Genomic DNA, 25,136 nt, shown 5'->3' with positions numbered 1-25,136 from the left:
CGTCACGCAGGGTCAGGAGGCGGCTTTCTCGGTGTAGTACGCCTCGACCTGTAGCTTGATGTCCACTCCGCGCTCCTGGAGCCACGGCACCGGGTCGAGGGGCTGGCCCTTGACGTGGACCTCCAGGTGCAGGTGCGCGCCGTACGAGTGGCCGGTGTTGCCGACCAGGCCGAGCTGGTCGCCCGCCTTGACCTGCTGGCCCTCGTGCACGCTCACCGCGGAGGAGTGACCGTAGATGGCCTCGCTGCCGTCGGCGTGCTGGACGATCACCGCGTAGCCGTAACCGCCGAACCAGCCGGCCTTGGTGACCGTGCCGGAGTGGATGGCCACGTACGGGGTGCCCTCCGGCGCGACCAGGTCGATGCCGGTGTGCAGCTTGCCCCACCGCATGCCGTACGGGGAGTTGAAGTCGTAGCCCTGCATGGGCAGCAGCCACGGGTCCTGCTCGTCGACGCCCGCCGCGGTGTCCCGGGCGTTGTCGCGGGTGGCCCGGTCGGCGGCGTCGGCCCGCGCGGCGGCGTCCTGGCTGGTGATCGAGGCCTGCCGGAGCTCGTCGAGGACCGACGGGCTGACGCTCTTGGCGTCCGGCATCGCCCCCGCGCCGAGCGCGACGATCCCGGCACCGACGAACGCGGTGGTGACGACCGCCGCGTAGCGGCTCCGTGGGGGGGTTGGTACACGGCGGCGGCCGCGATATCTATCGGGCTCAGACGACAGGCGCTGGCGCACGCACACCCTCCGTTGTCGGGGATCCGATGCAATCTCCGACCGTTCGGTGCAGCTGATCGAACGGTCGTAGATCGCGTCATCACCCGTCCGTGGACCTGATGACAACCGTGGACACGTTAGCCCTCCACCGCTCCGGTCACAAGCGTAGGCACCGAAGCGGCGATTCCTTCTGTCCCTTTCCGTCCCTCATTGTCATAGCTCCAGACGCCGGACGGCTGTCCCTCTTCCTGCCCGTTCGTCGCGCACCGTGACCGTTCGGCGGAGGCGTCCGGCTTCCGGGTCGCCGGTCGGCACGGTAGGGGTCCGGCCCGGGTTCTCCACCCCGGGTCGGTCGGGTTACCGTTCGTTCAGCTGGTAGCCGCGGAGCCGTGAAGGGTGTGCGCTGATGAACTCTCGTATCCGGGTAGTCGTCGCGAAGCCGGGCCTCGACGGCCACGACCGGGGCGCGAAGGTGGTGGCGCGTGCGCTGCGTGACGCGGGCATGGAGGTCATCTACACCGGCCTGCACCAGACCCCGGAGCAGATCGTCGAGACCGCCATCCAGGAGGACGCCGACGCGGTCGGCCTCTCGGTGCTCTCCGGTGCGCACATGACGCTCTTCCGCCGAGTGCTGGAGCTGCTCGCCGAGCGGGACGCGCGGGACATCGTCGTCTTCGGCGGCGGCATCATCCCCGACGCCGATCTCCCCGAGCTGGTGGAGCTGGGCGTCAAGAAGATCTTCACGCCGGGTGCGACCACCCAGTCGATCGTGGAGTGGGTCCGGGCCAACGTGGCCCAGCCGGTGGGCTGACCACCCGGGTGCGCCGCACCCCTTCGTACGCCGACGGTGGTGTGCCGGTTTCCGGTCGCCGCCGTTTTCGTCGTGCCGTGACCCCGGCGGCGGTGTGCTCCCCGCGGTGGTGTGACCCGGGCGGCGGTGTGATCCCAGGGGGCGGTGTGGCCCGGCCGGGGCGACGGATCGGGAGGCATCCGAATCCGGGCAGGGTGAAGGGCCGGACGCACCCCTCACACGCCCGGCCCTTCTATGCACGATGCCCCGCCGCCACCCCTCGACCGACAGGGCATCGGCCGCTCCCGTCTTCGCGCTGACCAGCGCTCCGACATCAGACTCAACGACGCCCGTACGGTGGGGTTACGCGTTGCTTGGGACAACCTGTGGACCAATTTGTGTCACCGGCGAGTCGCCAGCGGCGCGCTGTGCATTACCGCACACCGCGCACCCGCTCGGTTGCCGCCGGTGCCCACCTCGCTAGGCTGCGGCCAATGGCCTGTTTCAACTGATGACAGGCGTCAACGGAGTTTCACAACGCTGGCGGCGGCGCGACGGCGCGCCGCGGAGACGGGACGGGACGCGCAATCGTGGACCTGTACGAGTACCAGGGGCGGGACCTGTTCGAGCGGCACGGCTTGCCCGTGCTCGCCGGCGGCGTCGCCACGACCCCGGAGGAGGCCCGCGCGATCGCCGAACGCCTCGGCGGTCGGGTGGTCGTCAAGGCGCAGGTGAAGGTCGGTGGCCGTGGCAAGGCCGGCGGCGTCAAGCTGGCCGAGGGCGCCGACGAGACGGTGGCCAGGGCCACCGACATCCTCGGCATGGACATCAAGGGTCACACCGTCCACAAGGTCATGATCACCGTGACCGCGGACGTGGCCGAGGAGTACTACTTCTCCTACCTGCTCGACCGGGCGAACCGCACCTTCCTCTGCATCGCCAGCGTGGCCGGCGGTATGGACATCGAGCAGGTCGCGGCCGAGACCCCCGACAAGGTGGTCAAGGCCCCGATCGACGCGGTCGAGGGCGTGGACGAGGCAAAGGCCCGGGAGATCGTCGCCGCGGCCGGGTTCCCGGCCGAGGTCGCCGACCAGGTCGTCGCGGTCGCGGTCGGGCTGTGGAAGGCGTTCGTCGCCGAGGACGCCACCCTGGTCGAGGTGAACCCGCTGGCCAAGACGGGCGACGGCACGATGCTGCTGCTCGACGCCAAGATCACGCTGGACGAGAACGCCGGTTTCCGGCACCCGGACCACGAGGCGCTGGTCGACCAGGCCGCGGTGGACCCGCTGGAGCAGGCCGCCAAGGAGAAGGACCTCAACTACGTCAAGCTCGACGGCGAGGTCGGCATCATCGGCAACGGCGCGGGTCTGGTCATGTCCACCCTCGACGTGGTGGCCTACGCGGGCGAGCGGCACGGCAACGTCAAGCCGGCCAACTTCCTCGACATCGGCGGCGGCGCGAGCGCCGCGGTGATGGCCAACGGTCTGGAGATCGTGCTGTCCGACCCGTCGGTTCGCAGCGTCTTCGTCAACGTCTTCGGCGGCATCACCGCCTGCGACGAGGTCGCCAACGGCATCATCCAGGCGCTGGCCCTGCTGGAGGAACGCGGCGAGAAGGTCACCAAGCCGCTCGTCGTCCGGCTCGACGGCAACAACGCGGAGGCCGGTCGGGCGATCCTCGACGGCGCCGGCAACCCGCTCGTGCAGCGGGTCGACACCATGGACGGCGCGGCCGAGCGGGCCGCCGAGCTGGCAGCTGCGGGGGTCTGACGATGGCGATCTGGCTGACCAAGGAGTCGAAGGTCATCGTGCAGGGGATGACCGGTTCCGAGGGTTCCAAGCACACCCGGCGGATGCTCGCCGCCGGCACCAACGTCGTCGGCGGGGTCAACCCGCGCAAGGCCGGCACCACCGTCGACTTCGACGGCACCGAGCTGCCGGTCTTCGCCTCCGTCGCGGACGCGATGCGGGAGACCGGGGCGGACGTCACGGTGATCTTCGTACCGCCGCAGTTCACCAAGGGCGCGGTGGTCGAGGCGATCGACGCGCAGATCCCGCTCGCCGTGGTGATCACCGAGGGCGTGCCGGTGCACGACACCGCCTCGTTCTGGGCGTACAATGTGGCCAAGGGGGAGCAGACCCGGATCATCGGGCCGAACTGCCCCGGCATCGCCTCGCCCGGCGCGTCCAACGCCGGCATCATCCCGGCCGACATCACCGGCTCCGGCCGGATCGGCCTGGTCAGCAAGAGCGGCACGCTGACCTACCAGATGATGTACGAGCTGCGCGACATCGGCTTCTCCACCTGCGTCGGCATCGGTGGCGACCCGATCATCGGGACCACCCACATCGACGCGCTCGCCGCGTTCGAGGCCGACCCGGAGACCGACGCGATCGTCATGATCGGCGAGATCGGCGGCGACGCCGAGGAGCGGGCCGCCGACTTCATCAAGGACAACGTCACCAAGCCGGTGGTCGGCTACATCGCCGGCTTCACCGCGCCCCCCGGCAAGACCATGGGGCACGCCGGCGCGATCATCTCCGGCTCGGCGGGCACCGCCGAGGCCAAGCAGCAGGCGCTGGAGGCGGTCGGGGTCAAGGTCGGCAAGACCCCGACCGAGACCGCCAAGCTGATGCGGGAGCTGATGTCCGGCCGCTGAGCCGTGGGCTGCACCAGCCCGAACGAGCGACGCACAGCTGAAGGGGGCGACCGGAGACGGTCGGCCCCTTCAGTTGTTCCAGAGCGGGTAGTTCCCGCTGGCCCGCCAGATCGCGGTGCCGATGATGTTGATCACGCCGAACGCGATGGCCAGGTAACCGAGCAGCGGCGACTGGCCGTACCGCTTGGCGTCGCGGATCGACAGGTAACCGAAGACGATGCCCAGGATGCCGCAGCAGATCAGGCCGAGGACGATGCCGAGCACCCCCCAGAGCGTGGTGCGGTCCCGCCCGGCCGCAGCCGGTGGCGGTGGGTACGGAGCATTCACGGCTTCCTCCGGGCGATCGGTGCCGCGACTTCGGTCGCGTCCCTGCGCCGAGGCTAGACCGGATCGGGGGCCCATGGCGGTGGATCACGGAACTCGCCGGAGCCGGGCGGCCCCGGCGGGCAGCCACCACCGGCGCGGCGTGCCAGAGTAGACCCGATGTCCTCGATCACCCCTGATCAGCCCCGCCGTCCCAGCGGTGCCCGTGCCGGCGGCCGGCCGCCGGGCCGTGCCGGTGGTGCCCGGGTGCCCGCCCCCCGTCGGCCGGAGCAGCCCGGACGCTCCCGGGCGCCGTTACCGGTCGCCGCCGGGGTGGCCGCCGCCGGTGCCGCCGTCACCTCCTATCTGCCGGTGGCGGTGGTGCTCGGGCTGGCCCAGTTCACCGAGGACGCCGGCTCGGTGGTCGGTGCGCTGCGGGCCGGTCTCGCCGGTTGGCTGCTCGGCCACGGGGTGCCGCTGGGGACCACCGCCGGCCCGATCGGCCTCGTCCCGCTGGCGCTCTCGGTGTTCGCGTGCTGGCGGCTGAGCCGGGCCGGGGTGCACGCCAGCCGGGCGGTCGGCGCGCGCGGCGGCCGGTCCCCCCGGCAGGCGGCCACCGTCGCCGTCGCGGTCGGCATCGGGTACGCCCTGTTCGGCGTCCTGGCCGCGCTGCTGGTCGACAGCACCGGACTGCGGGTCTCCCCGGTCCGGTCCGGGCTGACCCTGCTGCTCTTCGGCACGGTGGCGGCCCTGGTCGGGGCGGCACGCACCACCGGGGTCGCCGGCCTGCTGGCCGAGCGTGCGCCGGCGGTGCTGCGCGACGGTGTCCGTACCGGCCTGGTCGCGGCCCTGCTGCTGCTCGGGGCGGGTGCCGTGGCGGCCGGCCTGGCGGTGGCGACCGGCGGGGGAGACGCCGCCGACCTGATCGGGGCCTACCGGACCGGGGTGGCCGGGCAGGCCGGCATCACCCTGGTCAGCCTGGCCTACGCACCGAACGCCACCGTCTGGTCCACCGCCTACCTGCTCGGCCCCGGGTTCGCCGTCGGCACCGGCACGGCGATCCGCCTCAGCGAAGTGTCCGTCGGGTCGCTGCCGGCCGTACCGCTGCTCGCCGGCCTGCCCAGCGGCCCGGTCGACGGGCTCGGTGCGGCGCTGCTGGCGGTGCCGGTGCTGGCCGGCATGACGGCAGGTTGGCTGCTCGGCCGCCGGCTGCTCCGCCCGGACCTCGACGACCGGGCCGGGCCGGCCTGGCCGGCGCTGCTCGGCCCGGCGGCGCTCGCCGGGCCGGTGGTCGGCCTGGTCGTCGGGCTCGCCGCGGTGGCCTCCGGCGGATCGCTCGGCGGCGGCCGGCTGGCCGAGATCGGCCCGGTGCCGTGGCAGGTGGCGGCAGTGGCCACCGCCGTGGTCGCGGTCGGCGCGCTGCTCGGGGCCGCCGCCGCCAAGGTGCTCGACCGTCCGTCGTCGGCCCGCCCACCCGCCCGGCCGCGGTCGCCCGTCACCCGCCCCCGGCCGGCTGCGGACCGGCCGGGCCCGGTCGAGGACCGGTCGCGTACGGGCCGGGACCGCCCCCGATCAGCCGCCGACCGGCCGCCCCGCCCGGTCGTCGACTGAGCATCCGCTCCTGCCGGCTGCGCGGTCCTGCCGGCTGCACCGCACCGCGCACCCTGCTGCCGGCTGCGCGGTCCGGCCGGCCTGGCCGGGTCGACCTCGCCGTCTCGTGCCGGCCCGCCGGCCTCGCGGTGCTGCCGGCCTGGCCGTCTCGTGCCGGCCCGCCGGCCTCGCGGTGCTGCCGGCCTGGCCGTCTCTTGCCGGCCCGGCGGTCTGGCCTGGCCGTCCCGTGCCGGCCCGGCGGTCTCGCGGTGCTGCCGGTTTACGGCGAGGGGCGCCCCGGACGGTGCCGGGACGCCCCTCGATGTCGCGCCCGGTCAGGGCGAGGTGGGCAGCGTGAAGCTGCCGATGAGGTTGAGCAGCAGCAGCAGGATGCCGAGCCCGACCGCGATCGCGCCGCAGATCAGGCCGGCCTTGGCCTGACCGGCGTTGCTGGCCAGACCCTGGTTGGCCTTCTGCATCCCCAGCCAACCGGTGATCACCGCGCCGATGCCGAGCGGGATGCCCAGGAAGAGGCAGCAGAGCAGCGGAAGCGACGCGATGCCGAGGATCAGCGACACCAGGCCGAGGGTGTTCTGCTGCCCCTGCGGCGCCGGATAGCCGGCCCCCGGATAGGAGGCCGCCGCGGCGTACGGCTGCTGCCCGTAGGGGTCCTTGTGGACGGGCTGGCCGTACGGGTCCGGCTGGAAGGGCTGCTCGTACGGCTGGCCCGAGGTGGGCTGGGGGCCGTACGGGTCGTGCGGGGGCTGCCCGTACTGCGGAGGCTGCCCGTACTGCGGAGGCTGCTCGCCGTACGGTGCCGCCGGTTGCTGCCCGTACGGTGCCTGCGGCGCGGCGTACGGGTCCTGCGGCTGGCCCGAGACGGGCTGCTGCCCGTACGGATCGTGCGGGGGCTGCTGGCCGTACGGGTCGTGGCCGGGGTTTCCGGGCTGCATCTCGGCTGCTCCTCAGTCGTGGGCCGTCAGTAGCTGCTGGTGCTGCTGCCGTCGATCGCACCCATCACACCACCGAAGATGCAGCACAGCAGCACGATGACGAGCCACACACCACCGATGATGAAGGCCAGCTTCGACCACTTCTTGGACTCGCGGGCGGCGGCCTCGGCACCCGCGTAGTCGCCCTGCTGCAGGGCCGGGTTGACCTTGGATGCGTTGATGATGGCGGGGATCGCCAGCGGCCAGAAGAAGAAGATGGCCACGATCGACGGGGTCATGTTGTTGTTGATCGGCTGCTGCGGGTTGGGGTAGCCGGGCTGCATCTGTGGTACTCCTCGTTCACGTCGGTACGGCGTCCGTACCTGATCATTGGCTATGGGGTGCGGTGGCGGGCGCGGCCCGGCCACCGGGCGACCGGCAGCGTACCGTGTCCGGGCGACACGCGTGATCACCCGAAACGTCGCCGCCCGCAGGATGGGCGGGCCGACCTGCCCGCTAGGGTGGCCCGTGTGACCGAGCCCGCGCCCGTCGCCCGCCTCGTCGTCCTCGTCTCCGGCTCCGGCAGCAACCTCCAGGCGCTGCTGGACGCCGCCGCCGCCGACCCCGGCTACGGGGCCCGGGTGGTGGCCGTCGGCGCCGACCGGGACGGCATCGTCGGGCTGGACCGCGCCGCCGCCGCCGGGGTGCCGACCTTCGTCGACCGGGTGAAGGACCACCCCACCCGCGCCGACTGGGACAAGGCCCTCACCGCGCACGTCGCCGAGCACCAGCCCGACCTGGTCATCTCCGCCGGTTTCCTGAAGCTGGTCGGGCCGCAGTTCCTGGCGGCCTTCGGCGACCGCTATCTCAACACGCACAACACGCTGCTGCCGGCGTTCCCCGGCATCCACGGCCCCCGGGACGCGCTCGCCTACGGCGTCAAGGTCACCGGGGCCACCCTCTTCTTCGTCGACGCCGGGATGGACACCGGCCCGATCGTCGCGCAGGTCGCGGTGCCGGTCCTCGACGACGACGACGAGGAGACGCTCACCGAGCGCATCAAGCAAGCCGAGCGCCGCCAGCTCGTCGAGCAGGTCGGTCGCCTGGTTCGTGCAGGTTGGACGATCACCGGAAGAAAGGTCACCGTTCCGTGAGTGCCCCGCAGGACTCCCGCCGCCCGATCAGGCGGGCACTGGTCAGCGTCTACGACAAGAGTGGTCTGGTCGAGCTGGCCCGCGCGTTGCACGGGGCCGGGGTGGAGATCGTCTCGACCGGTTCCACCGCCTCGACGATCTCCGGCGCGGGCGTGCCGGTGACCCCGGTCGAGCAGGTGACCGGCTTCCCCGAGATCCTCGACGGCCGGGTCAAGACCCTGCACCCCAAGATCCACGGCGGTCTCCTGGCCGACCTGCGCAAGGACTCGCACGGCGCGCAGCTCGACGAGCACGACATCGCCGGCATCGACGTCCTGGTCTCCAACCTCTACCCGTTCCAGGAAACCGTCGCCTCCGGCGCGTCGGCGGACGAGTGCGTCGAGCAGATCGACATCGGTGGGCCGGCGATGGTCCGGGCCGCCGCCAAGAACCACGCCTCGGTCGCCGTGGTGACCGACCCGGCCGCGTACCCGGCGCTGGTCGCCGCGCTGGCCGAGGGCGGTTTCACGCTGGCCCAGCGGCGGGCGCTGGCCGCCCGCGCGTTCGCCGACATCGCCGAGTACGACGTCGCGGTCGCCGACTGGTTCGCCGGCACCGCCGCCCCCGCCGAGGACGGCTGGCCGCACTTCGCCGGGCTGGCCCTGCGCCGGCAGGCGACGCTGCGCTACGGCGAGAACCCGCACCAGGGTGCCGCCGTCTACGCCGACCCGGGCAGCCCGCCGGGGCTGGCCCAGGCCGAGCAGTTGCACGGCAAGGAGATGTCCTACAACAACTACGTCGACGCGGACGCCGCCTGGCGGGCCGCGAACGACTTCCCCGACCAGCCGGCGGTGGCGGTCATCAAGCACGCCAACCCGTGCGGCATCGCCGTCGGCGCGGACGTCGCCGAGGCGCACCGCAAGGCCCACGCCTGCGACCCGGTCTCCGCGTTCGGCGGGGTGATCGCCGTCAACCGACCGGTCTCGGTGGAGCTGGCCGGGCAGGTCGCGGAGATCTTCACCGAGGTGCTGGTGGCACCGGAGTTCGAGCCCGGCGCGGTGGAGATCCTCCAGGGCAAGAAGAACATCCGGCTGCTGCGCGCCCCGGCCTTCGCCCCGCTGCCGGCTGAGTGGCGGCAGGTCACCGGCGGTGTCCTCGTGCAGCAGCGGGACCGGATCGACGCCGAGGGCGACGACCCGGCCAACTGGAAGCTGGCCACCGGCGAGGCCGCCGACGAGGCGACCCTGCGGGACCTGGTGCTGGCCTGGCGGGCGGTCCGCGCGGTGAAGAGCAACGCGATCCTGCTGGCCCGCGACGGCGCGTCGGTCGGGGTGGGGATGGGTCAGGTCAACCGGGTCGACTCGGCCCGGCTGGCGGTCAGCCGGGCCGGTGCGGAGCGGGCCCGGGGGTCCGTCGCCGCCTCGGACGCCTTCTTCCCGTTCGCCGACGGCGCGCAGATCCTGATCGACGCCGGGGTGAAGGCGATCGTCCAGCCCGGCGGGTCGATCCGCGACGAGGACACCATCGCCGCCTGCCAGCAGGCCGGCGTCACCATGTACCTCACCGCCACCCGGCACTTCTTCCACTGATCCACCCCGGCCGGGCGGGCCGCCACCGGCCGGCCCGGCGCACCGCCTGCGTGATCACCTACGGCCGAGCGGCACCCGGTGTGTGCTCGGCCGTAGGTGTCCGCACGGCGCGGTGACCGGTGGTCAGGCCCCGCCCGGCGGGTCGCGTAGGGCGGCGAAGTGGCAGGCGCTGGGGTGGGGGTCGGCGGGCCGGGGGACGGTCGGCGGGTCTTCCCGGGCGCAGATGTCCTCGGCTTTCCAGCAGCGGGTGCGGAAGTGGCAGCCGGACGGCGGGTCGGCCGGGCTGGGCACGTCGCCGGTCAGCCGGATGATGCCGGTGGCGTCGCGGGCGGCCGGGTCGGGCACCGGCACCGCGGACAGCAGCGCCTGGGTGTACGGGTGGGTGGCCCGTTCGTAGATCTCCTCCTCGGTGCCGATCTCGACGATCCGGCCCAGGTACATCACCGCCACCCGGTCGCAGATGTGCCGGACCACCGACAGGTCGTGCGCGATGAAGACGTACGACAGGCCCAGCTCGTCCTGGAGTTGCCCCAACAGGTTGATGACCTGGGCCTGGATCGAGACGTCCAGGGCGGAGACCGGCTCGTCGCAGACGATCACCTCGGGGCGCAGGGCGAGCGCCCGGGCGATGCCGATGCGTTGCCGCTGACCGCCGGAGAACTGGTGCGGGTACCGGTTGACGTGCTCGGGGTTCAGCCCGACCAGGTCCAGCAACTCCTGCACCCGGCCGCGTTTGCTGCCCTTGGGTGCGGCGTCGGGGTGGATGTCGAACGGCTCGCCGATGATGTCGCCCACCGTCATCCGGGGGTTCAGCGAGGTGTACGGGTCCTGCATCACCATCTGCATGTTGCGCCGCAGCCGGCGCAGTTCGCCCCCGGAGGCGGAGAGCAGGTCGCGGCCCTCCAGGGTGGCCCGGCCGGAGGTCGGCGTCTCCAGCCGCATCAGCAGCCGGGCGAGGGTCGACTTGCCGCAGCCGGATTCGCCGACGATGCCGAGCGTCTCGCCCCGACGCAGCACGAAGCTGACCCCGTCGACCGCCCGGACCGCGCCGACCTGCCGTTGGAAGAGCACGCCCCGGGTGATCGGGAAGTGTTTGACCAGGTCGTCGACGGCGAGGATGGTCTCGCCCCGGACCTTGGCCGGGCTAGCGGGCGCGGTCATCGTGGACCTCCTGCGCGAAGTGGCACGCGCTGGTCCGGCCGTCAGCGAGGACCAGGTCGTCCGGCACCACGTCCACGCAGACCTGCCGCACGTACGGGCATCGGGGGTGGAACGGGCAGCCGGTGGGGATCCGCATCAGGTTCGGTGGCAGTCCCCGGATCGTGGCCAACTCCCGGCCGCGCACGTCCAGCCGGGGAATCGAGGCCAGCAACCCCTTGGTGTACGGGTGGGCCGGTGCCCGGTACAACGCGTGGACGTCGGCGTGCTCGACGATCCGGCCGGCGTACATGACGGCGATCCGGTCCGCGACGCCGGCCACCACCCCCAGGTCGTGGGTGATCAGGATCATCGCCATGTCGAGGTCGCGCCGCAGGTCGGCCAGTAGGTCCATGATCTGGGCCTGCACGGTGACGTCGAGGGCGGTGGTCGGTTCGTCGGCGATCAGCACCTTCGGGTCCAGGGCCAGCGCCATGGCGATCATGACGCGTTGCCGCATCCCGCCGGAGAACTGGTGCGGGTGGTCGCCGAGCCGTCCGGCCGCCCCCGGGATGCGCACCAGGTCCATCAGTTCGACGGTCCGCCGTCGGGCGTCGGCGCGGGACATCCCGTCCCGGTGTCGCAGCGTCTCGCCGATCTGCCAGCCGACCGGGAAGACCGGGTTCAACGCCGACAGGGCGTCCTGGAAGATCATCGCGATCTCCTTGCCGCGTACCTGCCGGCGTTGCTCCTCGGGCAGGGTGAGCAGATCGCGGCCCCGGTAGCGGATCTGACCGGAACGGATCGCCGCCGGTGGGGTGTCCAGGATGCCCATGACCGCCTGGGCGGTGACCGACTTGCCGGAGCCGGACTCACCGAGCACGGCCAGCGTCTCGCCCGGGTCCAGGTGGTAGGAGACCCCGTTGATCACCTTGGCCACCCCCTCGCCGGTGCGGAACTCGACGTGCAGGTCCCGTACCTCCAGCAGGTGACCGCCGGGCGGGGTGGGTGAGGCCGGCGTGGGCCGGACCGCGGACTCGGTCACCGGATCTGCCTCTCGCTCGCGACTGCGGGACCCGCTGCGGGCGTGCGGGGCGTGGGTGCCGGGCCCGTTGCGGGCGTGCGGGGCGTGGGTGCCGGGCCCGTTGCGGGCGTGCGGGGCGTGGGTGCCGGGCCCGTTGCGGGCGTGCGGGGTGGGGGCGCTGTGGCCGGCACGGTGCTCACCGCAGCTTCGGGTCGAAGGCGTCGCGGATCGCGTCGCCCAGCATGATGAAGGCCAGCACGGTCAGCGCGAGGAAGGCGGACGGGACGACCAGCGGGGTCGCCGACTCGCGCATGTGCACCCGGCCGGCGTCGATCTCGATGCCCCAGGAGATGGTGGGCGCCTTCAGCCCGATGCCCAGGAAGCTCAGGGTCGCCTCGGCGGCGATGAACGAACCGAGCGCGATGGTCAGCACCACGATCGCCGGGGCGAGCGCATTGGGCAGGATGTGCCGCCACATGATCCGGCCGTCGCCCGCGCCGAGCATCCGGGCGGCGGCGACGTAGTCCTGCTCCTTGGCGGTGATCACCGAGGAGCGGACCACCCGGGCGGCGGTGGTCCAGCCGAGCACCGCCAACACGAAGATCACCGCGAACAGCCGGACCGTGTCGCTGCTGGTGCTGACCCGCTTGAGCAGCACGATCGCGGCGAGCAGCAGCGGGATGCCGAGCACGATGTCGATCACCCGGGAGAGCACCGCGTCGACCCAGCGGCCGAAGTAGCCGGCCACCATCCCGACCACCAGCGCGACGACCCCGGTGAGCAGAGCGGAGAGCGCGCCCACCAGCAGCGAGGCGCGGGCCCCGTAGACCGCCCGGGCGTACGTGTCGCAGCCCTGGAAGTCGTACCCGAAGATGGCCCCGCCGGACGCCCCGGCGTGCTGGCGGGACAGCACGCAGTCGCGCGGGTCGTTGGCGGTGAACAGCGACGGCACGGCGGCCATCGCGGCGACCAGCACGACCAGCACCAGACTGATCCAGAAGACCGGCTTGCGGCGCAGCTCACGCCAGGCGTCCCCGGCCAGGCTGCGGGGTTTCTGCGGTACGCCGACCCGGTCGGGGGTGCCGGGCTCACCGGAGACCCCCCGGCGGGCGGCCTGGTCCTCCGTCGCCGCCACCGTCTCGAAGTCGCTCATGCCCGTACCTCGTCGCGCTCACTCATAGCGGATCCTCGGATCGAGTACGGCGTACAGGACGTCCACCACCAGGTTGGCGACCAGGTAGACGACGACGAGCACGCTGACGATGCCCACCACCAGCGGGCCGTCCTCGGTGCGGATGCCCCGGAACAGGTTGAAGCCCACCCCCGGGATGTTGAACACGCCCTCGGTGATGATCGCGCCGCTCATCAGGTTGCCCAGCTCGACGCCGAGGAAGGTGATCACGGGGATGAGCGAGTTACGCAGTACGTGCACCCCGATGATCCGTCGCCGGACCAGCCCCTTCGACCGGGCGGTGCGGACGTAGTCGGCGCGCAGGTTCTCGGCGACCGAGGTCCGGGTCAGCCGCAGCGCGGTGGCCAGCGACAGGGAGCCGAGCACGATGCCGGGCAGCAGCAGGGCCCACAGGTCGGGGTCGGCGCCGGCGGTCGGGGGGAAGATCGGCCAGCGGACGCCGAGCAGGTACTGCGCGAGCGGGGCCAGCACGATGGTGGGGATGCCCAGCACCAGCAGGGTCAGCACCAGCGTGGCGTTGTCGAAGAGGCTGGCCCGGCGGATGCCGGCGAGCACCCCGGCGGTGACCCCGAACAGGATCGTCACGGCCATCGCGATCACGGCCAGCTTGACGGTGACCGGCCAGGCGGCGGCGAGGATGTCCCCGATCGACCGGCCGGTCAGCGACTGGCCGAGGTCACCCTGGAGCAGGTTCTTGAGGTAGTCGAGGTAGCGGTAGAAGAAGCCGCCGATCCCGGTCCGGTCGAGGTGGAACTTCTCCGTGAGGTACGCCCGCTGGGCCGGGGTGACCGGCCGTTCGCCGGCCAGCGCCTGGATCGGGTCGCCCTGGCCGGCGAACATCAGGGCGTACACGATCAGCGTGGTCCCGAAGAAGGCGAGGACCATCTGGAGCAGACGCCGCAGAACGAAGCGGAACATACTGTGCAGTCTTGCTGATAAGGGGCGGAGACGGAGGCGGGTCGGGCCACCGTCCACCGATGACCCGACCCGTTGCTCCCGTCGACGGCCCCGTTGCCGCCGACGCGCCCTGCACGTGCCGGTCGGCCGTTCGCCGCCGCCGCGCCTTCATCTGCCGGCGGCCGTTCGCCGACGCCGCCCCTTCACCTGCTGGCGGCCGTTCGCGCCGCCCGGACTAGCTGACCGCCTCGATCTTCAGCAGGTCGATCCGGTCGAAGAGGTCCATCTGGACGTTCTTCACCTTGGTCGAGTGGCCGAAGTTGTTCTGGCCGTAGCGCAGCGGGATCACCGGCAGGTCCTTGGCCAGCAGGTCCTCCGCCGCCTGGTACTTCGCGATCGCGGCCTCCTCGTTCGGGGCCTTGGCGCCCTCGACGAGCAGCTTGTCGAACTCCGGGTTGCTGTAGCCGTAGTAGTTCGACGAACCGTTCGTGCTGTACAGCGGGCCGAGGTAGTTCTCCATCGACGGGTAGTCCATCACCCAGCCCATCCGGAACAGGCCCACCGGCTGCTTCGCCTTGACCTTGGTCAGCAGGTCGGCGAACTTGGGCTCGGCGGTGCCGACGCACTCCACACCCAGGTTGGCCTTGAGCTGGTTGCAGGTCGCGTCGATCCAGTCCTTGTGCCCACCGTCGCCGTTGTACGACAGCTCGATCTTCTTCGGGCCACCGGCGGCCTCGTACGCCGACTTCGCCTTGGCCGGGTCGAACTCGCCGGCCGCGCCGATGGTGTTCTCCCGGTAACCCGCGACCACCGGCGAGACGAACGAGCGGGCCGGCTGCTGCGAGTCCTTGAAGATCGACTTGGTGATCTCGTCCCGGTCGATCGCCATCGAGATGGCCTTGCGCACCTCGGGCTTGCTGAACTCCTTCTGAAAGGTCGGGAAGGCCAGCACCTGCAACGACGATGCCGGGCTCTGCTGGAACCGGTCGCCCAGGTCGGTCGCGGCGGTCGACAGGTTCTCGGTCGGGATCGTCTTGATCACGTCGAGGTTGTCCGACAGCACGTCCGCGTACGCGGCGGTGGGCTGCTGGTAGATCCGGAACTCGACCCCGCCCACCTTCGGCTGCTCGCCGGGGAAGGCGTCGTAGCGCTCCACCTCGACCTTGGCGTCGTGCTGCCAGGAGCCCTTCATCCGGAACGGGCCCTGCCCGATCGGGGCCTGCTCGTAGCCCTCCTTCAGCGTGCCGGGCCCCGAGAAGGCGGCCTTCGGCAGCGGATAGAAGGCGGTGTACCCGAGCATCGTCTTGAACTCGCTGTACGGCTCGGTCAGCGTGACGGTGAAGGTCAGGTCGTCGACCTTCTTCAGCCCGGACAGCCGCTCGGCAGCCGGCTTGTCGCCCTGCAGGTCGGCGTACCCGGCGATCTTCTCGAAGAAGTAGCTGGAGTTCTGCCCGTTGGGGGCGTACGCGCCGTAGTTCCAGGCGTCGAGGTAGTTGTCGGCGGTGACCTTCTCGCCGTTGTGGAAGGTGTAGCCGTCCTTGAGCTTGACCGTCCAGACCTTGTTGTCCGACGAGGTGACCGACTCGGCCGCCACCTCGTAGGGCTTGTTGGCCTCGTCGTAGTCGACCAGTGGGCTGAACAGGGCGGCGAGCACCTGCGAACCGCTGGTCTCGTTGGTGTTGGTCGGCACCAGGTGCTGCGGCTCGGCGATCTCGATCCGCACGGCCGCGTTGGGGTCGGACTGACCGGTTCCGCTGCCGCCGCCCGAGCCGCAGGCCGCCAGGCCCAGGGTCACCGCGAGCGGGAGAGCGGTCCAGGCAGCAAGCCTGCGCACACGCATGGGGGTCTCCTCATCTCATTACGTAGCGCAGCCGGACCCGGCGCTGGGTGACTCTGCGCAACGTCCGGCAACGGTAGGTCGGGATCGGCCCGACGACAACGGAAGCGTTGCGAACGGATAACGGACCACCGGCAGTGCCCTTGTGGTTGTTCTGCTCGCCTGGTATCGGGGAGAAGCGATTTTTGCTGCTCACTATGGGCGTGGAGGGGGTGTCGGATGCCCACGGAGGGCCGATCGGTCGCCGTGGGGGGGTATGCGTCGCCTGTCCGGCCCGCAGTCGGTGTGGGGTCTTCCGTCCGCCACGACGTCGTGGCCTGCCACACTAAGGTGACACAAAGTGACCAATGGCACGTAACTCAAAGTGACGGCCGCCCCGTCGCCGGCTCGCCGTCCGCCGGCCGTGAGACGATCTGGTCGTGACGGCGATCATCCTGGACGGCAAGGCGACCGCAGCCAAGATCAAGGACGAGCTGCGGGTACGGGTCAAGGCGTTGGCCGAGCGAGGGGTCACCCCAGGCCTGGGCACCGTCCTGGTCGGCGCGGACCCCGGCTCGGAGGCGTACGTCAACGGCAAGCACCGCGACTGCGCCGAGGTGGGCATCGCCTCGATCCGCCGGGAGCTGCCCGCCGACGCCACCCAGCAGCAGCTCGACGACGTGCTCACCGAGCTGAACGCCGACCCGGGCTGCCACGGCTACATCGTCCAGCTGCCGCTGCCGGCGCACCTCGACACCCAGCGGGCCCTGGAGCTGATCGACCCCGACAAGGACGCCGACGGCCTGCACCCGGTGAACCTGGGCCGGCTGGTGCTCGGCTACGACGGCCCACTGCCCTGCACCCCGCGCGGCATCGTCGAGCTGCTCCGCCGGTACGACGTGCCGCTGCGCGGTGCCAACGTCGCCCTGGTCGGCCGGGGCAACACCGTCGGGCGGCCGCTCGGCCTGCTGCTCAACCGGCGCAGCGAGAACGCGACCGTCACCCTGTGCCACACCGGCACCCTCGACCTCGCCGCCCACACCCGCGCCGCCGACATCGTCATCGTCGCCGCCGGGGTGCCCGGCCTGCTCACCGCCGACATGGTCACCCCGGGCACCACGGTGGTCGACGTCGGCATCACCCGGGTGATCGGCGACGACGGCAAGGGCCGCTACACCGGCGACGTGGACCCGGAGGTGGCCCAGGTCGCCGCCCGGCTCGCGCCGATGCCGGGCGGCGTCGGGCCGATGACCCGGGCCATGCTGCTCACCAACGTCGTCGAACGCGCCGAACGCGGCTGACCTCCCCTGCGGCGCGGCGGCTCCCCCCGCCGACGGCTGACCTCCCGTGCCGGCTGACCTCCCCTGCCGGGTGGCCGGTTGTCCCGCTGGGTGGCCGGCCTTCCACGCTTGGTTGTTGACTCCCCGCTGCCGGCTGACCTCATCTGCTGGGTGGCCGGCTGTCCCGCTGGGCGGCCGGCCTTCCCCGCTGGGCGGCCGGCCTTCCCCGCTGGGCGGCCGGCCTTCCCCGCTGGGCGGCCGGCCTTCCCCGCTGGGCGGCCGGCCTTCCCCGCTTGGCGGCCGGCCTTCCCCGCTTGGCGGTTGACTCCCCAGCGCGGCGGCGGGTGTTCCCTGCTGGGCGGGTGGTCTGCCCTGCGCGGCGGTGGCGCACGCCTGCGCTACCGGGATGCTCCGCCGCAGGTGCCGCCGCCCACCGCGTACCCCACCGGGAACCGGGCGGTGGTGACGTTGGCCCCATCCCGGGGATGGTCGCCGCCCCTGGCCCGAACGGTGCCACGTTGACTGTTACGGTCGGGAAAACCGACTGGTAGCAGGGGAGTGGGACGACCATGGGTAAGAAGGTCACTGTCGTCGGGGCCGGGTTCTACGGCTCCACCACCGCACAGCGCCTGGCCGAGTACGACGTCTTCGACACCGTCGTGATCACCGACATCGTGGAGGGCAAGCCGGCGGGTCTCGCGCTGGACCTCAACCAGTCCCGCGCGATCGAGGGCTTCGAGACCAAGGTCGTCGGTGCCACCACCGGCCCCAACGGCGAGGGCTACGAGGCCATCGAGGGCTCGGACGTCGTGGTGATCACCGCAGGTCTGCCCCGTAAGCCGGGCATGAGCCGGATGGACCTGCTGGAGACCAACGCCAAGATCGTGCGGCAGGTCGCCGAGAACGTCGCCAAGTACGCCCCGAACGCCGTCGTGATCGTGGTGTCCAACCCGCTCGACGAGATGACCGCGCTCGCCCAGCTCGCCACCCAGTTCCCCAAGAACCGGGTGCTCGGCCAGGCCGGCATGCTCGACAGCGCCCGGTTCACCAACTTCGTCGCCGAGGCCCTCGACGTACCGGTGAAGTCGGTCAAGACGCTGACCCTCGGCTCGCACGGCGACACCATGGTCCCGGTGCCGTCGCAGAGCACCGTCAACGGCAAGCCGCTGCGCGACGCGATGCCCGCCGAGCAGATCGAGGAGCTGGTCGTCAAGACCCGCAACGGTGGCGCCGAGGTCGTCGCGCTGCTCAAGACCGGTTCGGCGTACTACGCCCCGTCCGCCGCCGCCGCCCGGATGGCACGGGCCGTGGCCGAGGACTCCGGCGCGGTCATGCCGGTCTGCGCCTGGGTCGACGGCGAGTACGGCATCTCCGGGGTCTACCTGGGCGTCGAGGCCGAGATCGGCGCGGAGGGCGTGAAGCGGGTCGTCGAGACCGACCTGGACGCCGACGAGCTGGCCAGCCTCAAGGAGGCCGCCGAGGCCGTCCGCGCCAAGCAGGCCGACGTGGCCAGCATGTGATCCGCTGAACCATCCGCCGCAGGGGCGGGACGGCTTCCGCCGTCCCGCCCCTGCGCCGTCCCCACCCCACCCCGTCCCGCCCGTCCCGCCCGTCCCGCCGTCCCTGCCCCGGTGATCAAGAGGTTTGCGTCAACCAGCCGGCCTGAGTTGACCCAAACCTCTTGATCACTGCGGTGGGTCAGGGCTCGCGGCGGGTGATCAAGAGGTTTCGGTCAGGAAACCGCCCTGACGTGACCCAAACCTCTTGATCACCGCTGGCAGGTGCCCGGCTCCGGTGGTGATCAAGAGGTTTGGGTCAGGAAATCGCCCTGGCATGACCGAAACCTCTTGATCACCGGGGCGAGGTGGGACGGGGCTAGGTGGGACGGGGCTAGGTGGGACGGGGTGGGGCGAGGGTGGGCGGGTGGGGGGTGAAGGGGGCGGTGAGGTGGGGGTGGCTAGGAGGGTGGGGGTGGAGGTGGTGGCGAGCTGGTCGAGCAGGGTGGTGCGGGAGTCTCGGGCGGTGGTCGGGTCCGCCTCGTGGGCGTAGGCCAGCTCCGGGTCGATCAGCTGCACCACGTGCACCAGCAGGTCGCCGGTGAACAGGATCCGGTCGTCGCCGGTGTCGACCAGCACGCACTGGTGGCCGGGGGTGTGCCCGGGGGTGGGTAGCAGGCGTACCCCGGGGGTGAGGGTGGTGTCGCCGTCGACCACGCGGAGCTGGCCGGCGGCGCGCAACGGCGCGATCAGACCGGCCGGCAGTCCCGGGTTGATGCTCTCCACGGCGGCCAGCTCGGCCCGCTGGAGCAGGTAGGTCGCGTTGTGGAAGTAGGGCCGGCCCGGGGTGCCGGTCACCGCCCAGCCGATGTGGTCGCTGTGCAGGTGGGTGAGGATCACGGTGTGTACGTCGGCCGGGTCGATGCCGGCGGCGGCCAGTTCGGCCGGCAGCCGACCGGGGACCGGTGCCCAGCTCGCGGCGGGCGAGTCGGCCGGCCCGATGCCGGCGTCGACCAGGGTCACCGGCCCGTCCCCGACGCGCAGCGCGAAGGCGCGGAACGGCAGCCACCAGTCGCCGTCGTCGGTGACCGAACCGGGTTCGCGCCGGTCCGCCTCGCGCCAGTGTGCGGCGGTGGCTGCGGGGAATGCCTGCGTCCGGGGCTGGAAGAACGGTCCCTCGCCGTCGGTGAGGGCGGTGACCGTGATAGACCCGAGGGTGCGGCTCAGTGGCATCCGGTGATGGTGCCAGGGTCCGCCCCGGCCCACGCGGTGATTTTGGCCGTCCGGGGCCGCCGGGTCGAGGCCGGCTCGGTGCCGTGAACCGGTTTCCAGTACGCTCGTACTGCTTGAGCACGTGTCCCCCGAGAGGAGCGCCGGCCGATGGCGAAGATCAAGGTAAACAACCCGGTCGTAGAGCTCGACGGCGACGAGATGACCCGGATCATCTGGAAGCAGATCCGGGAGCAGCTGATCCTGCCCTACCTCGACGTCGACCTGCACTACTACGACCTGTCGATCCAGCACCGGGACGCCACCGACGACCAGGTGACCATCGACGCCGCGAACGCCATCAAGGAGCACGGCGTCGGCGTCAAGTGCGCCACCATCACCCCGGACGAGGCCCGGGTGGAGGAGTTCGGCCTCAAGAAGATGTGGCGGTCGCCGAACGGCACCATCCGTAACATCCTCGGCGGCGTCGTCTTCCGCGAGCCGATCATCATGTCGAACGTGCCCCGGCTGGTCCCCGGCTGGACCAAGCCGATCATCATCGGCCGGCACGCCCACGGCGACCAGTACAAGGCCACCGACTTCGTGGTCCCCGGCCCGGGCACGGTGACCATCACCTACACCCCGGCCGACGGCGGCACCCCGATGGAGATGGAGGTCGCCAACTTCTCCGGCGGCGGCATCGCCATGGGCATGTACAACTACGACGAGTCGATCCGGGACTTCGCCCGCGCCTCGTTCCGGTACGGCCTGGACCGGGGCTACCCGGTCTACCTGTCCACCAAGAACACCATCCTCAAGGCGTACGACGGCCGGTTCAAGGACCTCTTCGCCGAGGTGTTCGAGAACGAGTTCAAGGACGAGTTCGCCGCCGCCGGCATCACCTACGAGCACCGGCTCATCGACGACATGGTCGCCGCCGCGCTCAAGTGGGAGGGCGGCTACGTCTGGGCCTGCAAGAACTACGACGGTGACGTGCAGTCCGACACCGTCGCGCAGGGCTTCGGCTCGCTCGGCCTGATGACCTCCGTGCTGCTCTCCCCGGACGGTCGTACCGTCGAGGCGGAGGCCGCGCACGGCACGGTCACCCGGCACTACCGGCAGTACCAGAAGGGCGAGAAGACCTCGACCAACCCGATCGCCTCGATCTACGCCTGGACCCGGGGCCTGGCCCACCGGGGCAAGCTGGACGGCACCCCGGCGGTCACCGAGTTCGCCGACACCCTGGAGCAGGTCATCGTCGACACCGTCGAGTCCGGCCAGATGACCAAGGACCTCGCGCTGCTCATCTCGCGCGACGCCCCGTGGCAGAGCACCGACGAGTTCATGAACACCCTCGACGAGAACCTGGCGCGCAGGCTCAGCGCCTGACCCTCGCCCGTACCCACGGAACCCGTCGGCGGTCCGCCGACGGGTTCCGTCGTCTGCGGCCCGGCGACGCGCACCGGCGGCACCGGTGTGCCAGAAGGTCGGCAGCACCGGCACCGGCAGCACCGGCGGCCTGCGGTCGGCGGCACCGGCGGTGCCACCCGTCCGGGTGACGGCGGCGTCACCGGTCGGGGAAGAGGTCGTTGAGCCGGGTGGACGTGGTGCCAGTCGCGTCCAGGGAGCACGTCGGTCACCGCACGGCACCAGTGCCGATCGACAAGCCTCCCGGGCTGTCGAGCACAGCCAGCCGTCCCTTCCCCGCGGGGGGCCCGTCCCGGGCCCCCCGCGTCCTGCTGTGCGGGGTCGGCCGGCGGGCAGGGGAGCGGGGTCAGCCGGCGCGCAGGAGCTCGGCGGCGCGCTCGGGGGCGATGTCGTTGATGAAGACCCCCATGCCCGACTCGGAGCCGGCCAGGTACTTCAGTTTGTCCTTCGCCCGGCGGATGGTGAACAGCTGGAGGTGCAGGTGGCCCAGCTCCCGGTCGATCCGCACCGGCGCCTGGTGCCAGGCCGCGATGTACGGCATGGGCAGGTCGAACAGCCCGTCGAAGCGGCGGAGCACGTCCAGGTAGAGCGGGCCGAACGCGTCCCGTTCGGCGTCGTCGAGCGCCGGGATGTCCGGCACCGGCCGGTGCGGCGCGACGTGCACCTCGAACGGCCAGCGGGCCGCCGCCGGCACGTACGCCGTCCAGTGGTCGTTGGCCGCGACCACCCGGTCCCCGGCGGCGCGCTCGGTGGCGAGCACGTCGGCGTAGAGGTTGCCGCCGCCGGTGCGCTCCGCGTGCCGGCGGGCCGCCGCGAGCAGCGACCGGGTACGCGGTGTGACGAACGGGTACGCGTAGATCTGGCCGTGCGGGTGGTGCAGGGTGACGCCGATCTCCACCCCCCGGTTCTCGAAGCAGAACACCTGCTCCACCCCGGGCAGTGCGCCGACCGCCGTGGTCCGGTCGGCCAGCGCGTCCAGCACCAGCCGGACCCGGGCGGGGGAGAGGCTGGCGAAGGACGCCCGGTGGTCGTCGGTGAAGCAGACCACCTCGCAGCGTCCCTGGCCGGGGCGGACCGGGGTGAACCCGGTGATCTCGGCCGGCTCGTCGGCGATCCGTTGGCTCAGCGAGGGGAACCGGTTCTCGAAGACCGCCACGTCGTAGTCGGGGGCGGGGATCTCGCTGTGCCGGTCGCCCCGGGACGGGCACAGCGGGCACTGGTCGGCCGGGGGGAGGAAGGTCCGGGTCTGCCGGTGCACCGCCACCGCCACCCACTCGTCGGTGAGCGGGTCGTACCGTAGCTGGGAGGCCGGCGGAGGTGGGGGCAGCTCCCGCTGGTCCGGCTGGTCCCGGACGGCGTCGTCCCGCTCGTCGAAGTAGATCAGCTCGCGGCCGTCGGCCAGCTCGATCGCCGTACGCTTCACCGCGTCGTCTCCTGCCCGGTCGCCCGGCCCGTGCCTGTCACGATCACCAGCTCGCCCACCTTCTCGTCGATCACCCGGCGCGCTTCGGGGGCCAACCGGTCGTCGCTGACCAGCACGTCGGCGGCGCCCAGGCCGACGATGGAGGAGATGCCCACGGTGCCCCACTTGGTGTGGTCGGCGAGGACGACCAGCCGGTCGGCGGCCTCCACCAGGGCCCGGTCGGTCTCCGCCTCCATCAGGTTGGGGGTGGTGAAACCCGCCCGCTCGGTGATCCCGTGTACGCCGAGGAAGAGCAGGTCCAGGTGCAGCGACCGGATGGCCTCCACGGCCAGCGGGCCGACCAGCGCGTCGGACGGGGTGCGTACCCCGCCGGTCAGCACCACGGTCTGGTCGGGGCGGCCGGCGGTGTGCAGGATCTCGGCCACCGGCAGCGAGTTGGTCACCACGGTCAGCCCGGCGACGTCGACCAGGCGGCGGGCCAGCTCGGCGGTGGTGGTGCCGGCGGAGAGGGCGATCGCCGCACCGGGCCGGACCAGTTCGGCCGCGTGGCCGGCGATGGCGGCCTTCTCGGCGGACTGCCGGACGGACTTGGCGTGGAAGCCCGGTTCGTCGGTCGAGCCGGGGCCGGTGGTGGTGGCCCCGCCGTGCACCTTGGCCAGCAGCCCCTGGTCGTGCAGCGTGTCCAGGTCCCGCCGGATGGTCATGTCGGAGACACCGAACTCGGCAGCCAGCTCGGTGACCCGTACGCCACCGGCGGTCCGGACCCGGTCGAGGATCGTCGCCTGTCGCTGCCGTGCCAGCATCCGCCGTACCTCCCCGCATACCTGCACGCGCTCGAACGTGTTCAAACAAGATTGAACACTAGCGCGCAGCAGGCAGCGGCGGAAGTGGAACCCCCGAGGTCAGGCGGACGGCAGGCGCGGCTCCACCCAGCCGGTCTCGGTGAGGTGGTTCATCACCGCCTGCACCGCCTCCTCGATGCTCTGGCCGGTGGTGTCGACCACCAGATCGGCATCGGTCGGCGTCTCGTACGGGTCGTCGATGCCGGTCATCCCGGTGAGCAGGCCGGCCCGGGCGCGGGCGTACAGCCCCTTGCGGTCGCGCTGCTCACAGACCTCCAACGGGGTGGCCACGTGCACCAGCAGGAACCCCGCCCCGGCGGATCGGGCCATCTCCCGCACGGCGGCCCGGGCCTGGGCGTACGGGGCGATCGGGCAGCAGATGCCCACCCCCCGGTGCCTGGCGATCTCGGCCGCCACCCAGCCGATCCGCCGGACGTTGGCGTCCCGGTCGGCCCGGCTGAAGGTCAACCCGGCCGACAACTCCCGGCGTACCACGTCGCCGTCGAGCAGGGTGATCGTGCGCTCGCCCTGCTCCCGGAGCAGGTCGGCGAGCCCCCGGGCGATGGTCGACTTGCCGGAACCGGAGAGCCCGGTCAGGAAGACCACCAGCCCCCGGTGCCGGCGCGGCGGGCGGGCCCGGGCGAGCTCCTTGGCCACTGCCGGCGGGGTGTGCCACTCGGGCAGCGGGAACCCCCGGTCGAGCAGGTCGTCGATCTCCGCCTCGCTCAGCGCCAGCTTGCGGTTACGCGGCGGGATGTCGTCCCGCCAGCGCCACTGGCCGTCCCGGCTGTCGTAGGCCAGCTCGCGGGGGACCAGCACCCGCAGCCCCGCCCCGGAGAGCATGGCGCCGGTGGAGAGGAGGTGGGTCACCCCGTACGCGGCGGAGATCCTCGCCCGCAACAGGGCGTCGCTGATCTCGTCGGCGCGGCGGGGCAGCGGCACCGCGACCAGGGTCGCCGGGGGCATCCGGTCCCGGGCGGCGAAAACGCTGCGGACCAGGGCCTCGGTGGGCAACCCACCCGCGCCGTCCTCGCCGACCGGGATCATCACCAGCAGGTGCGCGCCGAGGGTACGGGCCGCGTGCGCGATCTGCGCCAGCTGCGGCCGGTGCAGCGGCCGGTCGGCGATCACCCCGAGCACCCGTCCCGGGGGCAGCAGCGGTCGGATCTCCTCCGGACCCCGGCGCAGCCGCTGGAACGGGCCGTGCCCGCCGTCGCCGAGCCGGCGGACCGGGCCGCCCAGCCCGGCCACACCCTCGCGGACCGGCCAGACGTCGGTCACCTCAAGGGCCGCCACCGGGGCACCCTCGCCGTCGGTGAGCACCAGCGTCCGTCGGCCCGGGTCGGCCTGGTCCAGCCCGTCGGCGACGGCGGTGGGCACCTGGAGGGTCACCGGGACCGGCCAGGAGGTGCCGTCGGCCAGCCGACCGCGACGCTGTAGCGAGGCCAGGTCGGCGCGGGTCATGAAGCCGGCCAGCGGGGTGTACGCCCCGCTCAGCAGCAACTCCAGATCGGCCAGCTCACCGGGGCGCGGCGCGTACGCGGGGGCATCCCGCAGCACGTCCTCGGGCAGCACTGAACCGTTGCTCATCCGTACCCCTCACTCGCTGGCCGGATCACAGTTTCTCAGTCGGCCGGCGATCGGTCGAGAGCGCCACTCCACTGCCGACCCGGAAGTGGATCAACGGG

The 25,136-nt window shown here is 72.1% G+C and carries 21 protein-coding genes and 1 pseudogene; 9 read left to right on the top strand and 13 right to left on the bottom strand.

Annotated elements, in window-relative coordinates; all coding sequences use genetic code 11:
- Window positions 1-12: 12 nt before the first annotated feature.
- Window positions 13-729 (bottom strand): M23 family metallopeptidase, encoded by a 717-nt coding sequence (locus AB0C22_RS14345; protein ID WP_208567980.1) that lies wholly within the window; start codon window positions 727-729, stop codon window positions 13-15.
- Between the two features lie 385 nt (window positions 730-1,114).
- Here AB0C22_RS14345 and AB0C22_RS14340 point away from each other — a divergent pair, with 385 nt between their 5' ends.
- From AB0C22_RS14340 to sucD, 3 genes are all read left to right on the top strand, one after another.
- Window positions 1,115-1,519 carry a cobalamin B12-binding domain-containing protein gene (locus AB0C22_RS14340; RefSeq protein ID WP_208567981.1) on the top strand — a complete coding sequence of 135 codons (405 nt, stop codon included), beginning with the start codon at window positions 1,115-1,117 and terminating at the stop codon, window positions 1,517-1,519.
- A gap of 569 nt (window positions 1,520-2,088) precedes the next feature.
- Window positions 2,089-3,267: an ADP-forming succinate--CoA ligase subunit beta gene (gene sucC / locus AB0C22_RS14335; protein WP_208567982.1), complete on the top strand. Its 1,179-nt coding sequence runs from the start codon at window positions 2,089-2,091 to the stop codon at window positions 3,265-3,267.
- A gap of 2 nt (window positions 3,268-3,269) precedes the next feature.
- Window positions 3,270-4,157 carry a succinate--CoA ligase subunit alpha gene (sucD, locus tag AB0C22_RS14330; protein ID WP_208567983.1) on the top strand — a complete coding sequence of 296 codons (888 nt, stop codon included), beginning with the start codon at window positions 3,270-3,272 and terminating at the stop codon, window positions 4,155-4,157.
- 69 nt (window positions 4,158-4,226) lie between these two features.
- On the opposite strand, the gene AB0C22_RS14325 is transcribed toward sucD, so the two are convergent.
- On the bottom strand, window positions 4,227-4,484 hold the full coding sequence (locus AB0C22_RS14325; protein WP_208567984.1) for a hypothetical protein: 258 nt from the start codon (window positions 4,482-4,484) through the stop codon (window positions 4,227-4,229).
- A 156-nt stretch (window positions 4,485-4,640) separates the two neighbouring features.
- Between AB0C22_RS14325 and AB0C22_RS14320 the strand changes: the two are divergent.
- Window positions 4,641-5,915: pseudogene (locus AB0C22_RS14320) on the top strand (DUF6350 family protein); the annotation flags it as partial.
- A 470-nt stretch (window positions 5,916-6,385) separates the two neighbouring features.
- Here the strand turns inward: AB0C22_RS14320 and AB0C22_RS14315 are convergent.
- Together AB0C22_RS14315 and AB0C22_RS14310 are read right to left on the bottom strand one after the other, a co-directional pair.
- Window positions 6,386-7,003, bottom strand: coding sequence for a DUF4190 domain-containing protein (locus AB0C22_RS14315; RefSeq protein ID WP_219464670.1), 618 nt, complete (start codon window positions 7,001-7,003; stop codon window positions 6,386-6,388).
- 26 nt (window positions 7,004-7,029) lie between these two features.
- Entirely contained in the window at window positions 7,030-7,326 is a 297-nt protein-coding gene (locus tag AB0C22_RS14310) for a CD225/dispanin family protein (RefSeq protein ID WP_208567986.1), read from the bottom strand.
- A gap of 186 nt (window positions 7,327-7,512) precedes the next feature.
- Between AB0C22_RS14310 and purN the strand changes: the two genes are divergently transcribed.
- Together purN and purH are read left to right on the top strand one after the other, a co-directional pair.
- Window positions 7,513-8,136, top strand: a complete 624-nt coding sequence (purN, locus tag AB0C22_RS14305) for a phosphoribosylglycinamide formyltransferase (protein ID WP_357535212.1) — start codon at window positions 7,513-7,515, stop codon at window positions 8,134-8,136.
- A complete protein-coding gene (gene purH, locus AB0C22_RS14300; protein ID WP_357535210.1) occupies window positions 8,133-9,704 on the top strand; it encodes a bifunctional phosphoribosylaminoimidazolecarboxamide formyltransferase/IMP cyclohydrolase in 1,572 nt (523 codons plus the stop codon). Before purN ends, purH begins: the two co-directional genes overlap by 4 nt.
- Before the next feature lie 123 nt (window positions 9,705-9,827).
- On the opposite strand, the gene AB0C22_RS14295 is transcribed toward purH, so the two are convergent.
- The 5 genes from AB0C22_RS14295 to AB0C22_RS14275 form a co-directional block, all read right to left on the bottom strand.
- A complete protein-coding gene (locus AB0C22_RS14295; protein ID WP_208567989.1) occupies window positions 9,828-10,865 on the bottom strand; it encodes a dipeptide ABC transporter ATP-binding protein in 1,038 nt (345 codons plus the stop codon).
- Window positions 10,849-11,886, bottom strand: a complete 1,038-nt coding sequence (locus AB0C22_RS14290; protein WP_357535208.1) for an ABC transporter ATP-binding protein — start codon at window positions 11,884-11,886, stop codon at window positions 10,849-10,851. Before AB0C22_RS14290 ends, AB0C22_RS14295 begins: the two co-directional genes overlap by 17 nt.
- A 175-nt stretch (window positions 11,887-12,061) precedes the next feature.
- Window positions 12,062-13,018, bottom strand: coding sequence for an ABC transporter permease (locus AB0C22_RS14285; RefSeq protein WP_357535206.1), 957 nt, complete (start codon window positions 13,016-13,018; stop codon window positions 12,062-12,064).
- 18 nt (window positions 13,019-13,036) lie between these two features.
- Window positions 13,037-13,975, bottom strand: a complete 939-nt coding sequence (locus AB0C22_RS14280; RefSeq protein ID WP_208567992.1) for an ABC transporter permease — start codon at window positions 13,973-13,975, stop codon at window positions 13,037-13,039.
- Window positions 13,976-14,189: 214 nt separating this feature from the next.
- A complete protein-coding gene (locus AB0C22_RS14275; protein ID WP_219464662.1) occupies window positions 14,190-15,794 on the bottom strand; it encodes an ABC transporter substrate-binding protein in 1,605 nt (534 codons plus the stop codon).
- 416 nt (window positions 15,795-16,210) lie between these two features.
- Between AB0C22_RS14275 and AB0C22_RS14270 the strand changes: the two genes are divergently transcribed.
- On the top strand, window positions 16,211-17,071 hold the full coding sequence (locus AB0C22_RS14270) for a bifunctional methylenetetrahydrofolate dehydrogenase/methenyltetrahydrofolate cyclohydrolase (RefSeq protein WP_208567994.1): 861 nt from the start codon (window positions 16,211-16,213) through the stop codon (window positions 17,069-17,071).
- A 548-nt stretch (window positions 17,072-17,619) separates the two neighbouring features.
- Complete coding sequence (gene mdh / locus AB0C22_RS14265) at window positions 17,620-18,570, top strand: malate dehydrogenase (protein WP_219464661.1); 951 nt, start codon at window positions 17,620-17,622, stop codon at window positions 18,568-18,570.
- Window positions 18,571-18,768: 198 nt separating this feature from the next.
- Here mdh and AB0C22_RS14260 read toward each other — a convergent pair whose 3' ends face one another.
- Window positions 18,769-19,779, bottom strand: a complete 1,011-nt coding sequence (locus tag AB0C22_RS14260) for an MBL fold metallo-hydrolase (protein WP_357535204.1) — start codon at window positions 19,777-19,779, stop codon at window positions 18,769-18,771.
- Between the two features lie 147 nt (window positions 19,780-19,926).
- Here AB0C22_RS14260 and AB0C22_RS14255 point away from each other — a divergent pair, with 147 nt between their 5' ends.
- Entirely contained in the window at window positions 19,927-21,144 is a 1,218-nt protein-coding gene (locus AB0C22_RS14255; RefSeq protein ID WP_357535202.1) for an NADP-dependent isocitrate dehydrogenase, read from the top strand.
- A 385-nt stretch (window positions 21,145-21,529) separates the two neighbouring features.
- On the opposite strand, the gene galT is transcribed toward AB0C22_RS14255, so the two are convergent.
- From galT to cysC, 3 genes are all read right to left on the bottom strand, one after another.
- A complete protein-coding gene (galT, locus tag AB0C22_RS14250) occupies window positions 21,530-22,606 on the bottom strand; it encodes a galactose-1-phosphate uridylyltransferase (protein WP_219464658.1) in 1,077 nt (358 codons plus the stop codon).
- The gene (locus AB0C22_RS14245; protein ID WP_208567999.1) at window positions 22,603-23,409 is read right to left on the bottom strand and encodes a DeoR/GlpR family DNA-binding transcription regulator; all 807 of its coding nucleotides are present in this window, start codon (window positions 23,407-23,409) and stop codon (window positions 22,603-22,605) included. The genes galT and AB0C22_RS14245 overlap by 4 nt, the downstream gene beginning before the upstream one ends.
- Window positions 23,410-23,508: 99 nt before the next feature.
- The gene (gene cysC, locus AB0C22_RS14240; RefSeq protein WP_219464656.1) at window positions 23,509-25,038 is read right to left on the bottom strand and encodes an adenylyl-sulfate kinase; all 1,530 of its coding nucleotides are present in this window, start codon (window positions 25,036-25,038) and stop codon (window positions 23,509-23,511) included.
- Window positions 25,039-25,136: the final 98 nt, after the last annotated feature.

The sequence above is a fragment of the Micromonospora sp. NPDC048894 genome (assembly GCF_040649765.1).
GTDB classification, from domain to species: Bacteria; Actinomycetota; Actinomycetes; order Mycobacteriales; family Micromonosporaceae; genus Micromonospora; species Micromonospora antibiotica.
The sequence above is the reverse complement of the archived record's forward strand: the minus strand, read 5'-3'. Positions and strand labels throughout refer to the sequence as shown.

Bases quoted from the DNA above. Each gene is read 5' to 3' on its own strand.
- AB0C22_RS14340 (WP_208567981.1), top strand. From the start codon at position 1,115: ATGAACTCTCGTATCCGGGTAGTCGTCGCGAAGCCGGGCCTCGACGGC.
- sucD (WP_208567983.1), top strand. From the start codon at position 3,270: ATGGCGATCTGGCTGACCAAGGAGTCGAAGGTCATCGTGCAGGGGATG.
- AB0C22_RS14315 (WP_219464670.1), bottom strand. From the start codon at position 7,003: ATGCAGCCCGGAAACCCCGGCCACGACCCGTACGGCCAGCAGCCCCCG.
- AB0C22_RS14310 (WP_208567986.1), bottom strand. From the start codon at position 7,326: ATGCAGCCCGGCTACCCCAACCCGCAGCAGCCGATCAACAACAACATG.
- AB0C22_RS14295 (WP_208567989.1), bottom strand. From the start codon at position 10,865: ATGACCGCGCCCGCTAGCCCGGCCAAGGTCCGGGGCGAGACCATCCTC.
- AB0C22_RS14285 (WP_357535206.1), bottom strand. From the start codon at position 13,018: ATGAGCGACTTCGAGACGGTGGCGGCGACGGAGGACCAGGCCGCCCGC.
- AB0C22_RS14280 (WP_208567992.1), bottom strand. From the start codon at position 13,975: ATGTTCCGCTTCGTTCTGCGGCGTCTGCTCCAGATGGTCCTCGCCTTC.
- AB0C22_RS14275 (WP_219464662.1), bottom strand. From the start codon at position 15,794: ATGCGTGTGCGCAGGCTTGCTGCCTGGACCGCTCTCCCGCTCGCGGTG.
- mdh (WP_219464661.1), top strand. From the start codon at position 17,620: ATGGGTAAGAAGGTCACTGTCGTCGGGGCCGGGTTCTACGGCTCCACC.
- AB0C22_RS14260 (WP_357535204.1), bottom strand. From the start codon at position 19,779: ATGCCACTGAGCCGCACCCTCGGGTCTATCACGGTCACCGCCCTCACC.
- AB0C22_RS14255 (WP_357535202.1), top strand. From the start codon at position 19,927: ATGGCGAAGATCAAGGTAAACAACCCGGTCGTAGAGCTCGACGGCGAC.
- AB0C22_RS14245 (WP_208567999.1), bottom strand. From the start codon at position 23,409: ATGCTGGCACGGCAGCGACAGGCGACGATCCTCGACCGGGTCCGGACC.
- cysC (WP_219464656.1), bottom strand. From the start codon at position 25,038: ATGAGCAACGGTTCAGTGCTGCCCGAGGACGTGCTGCGGGATGCCCCC.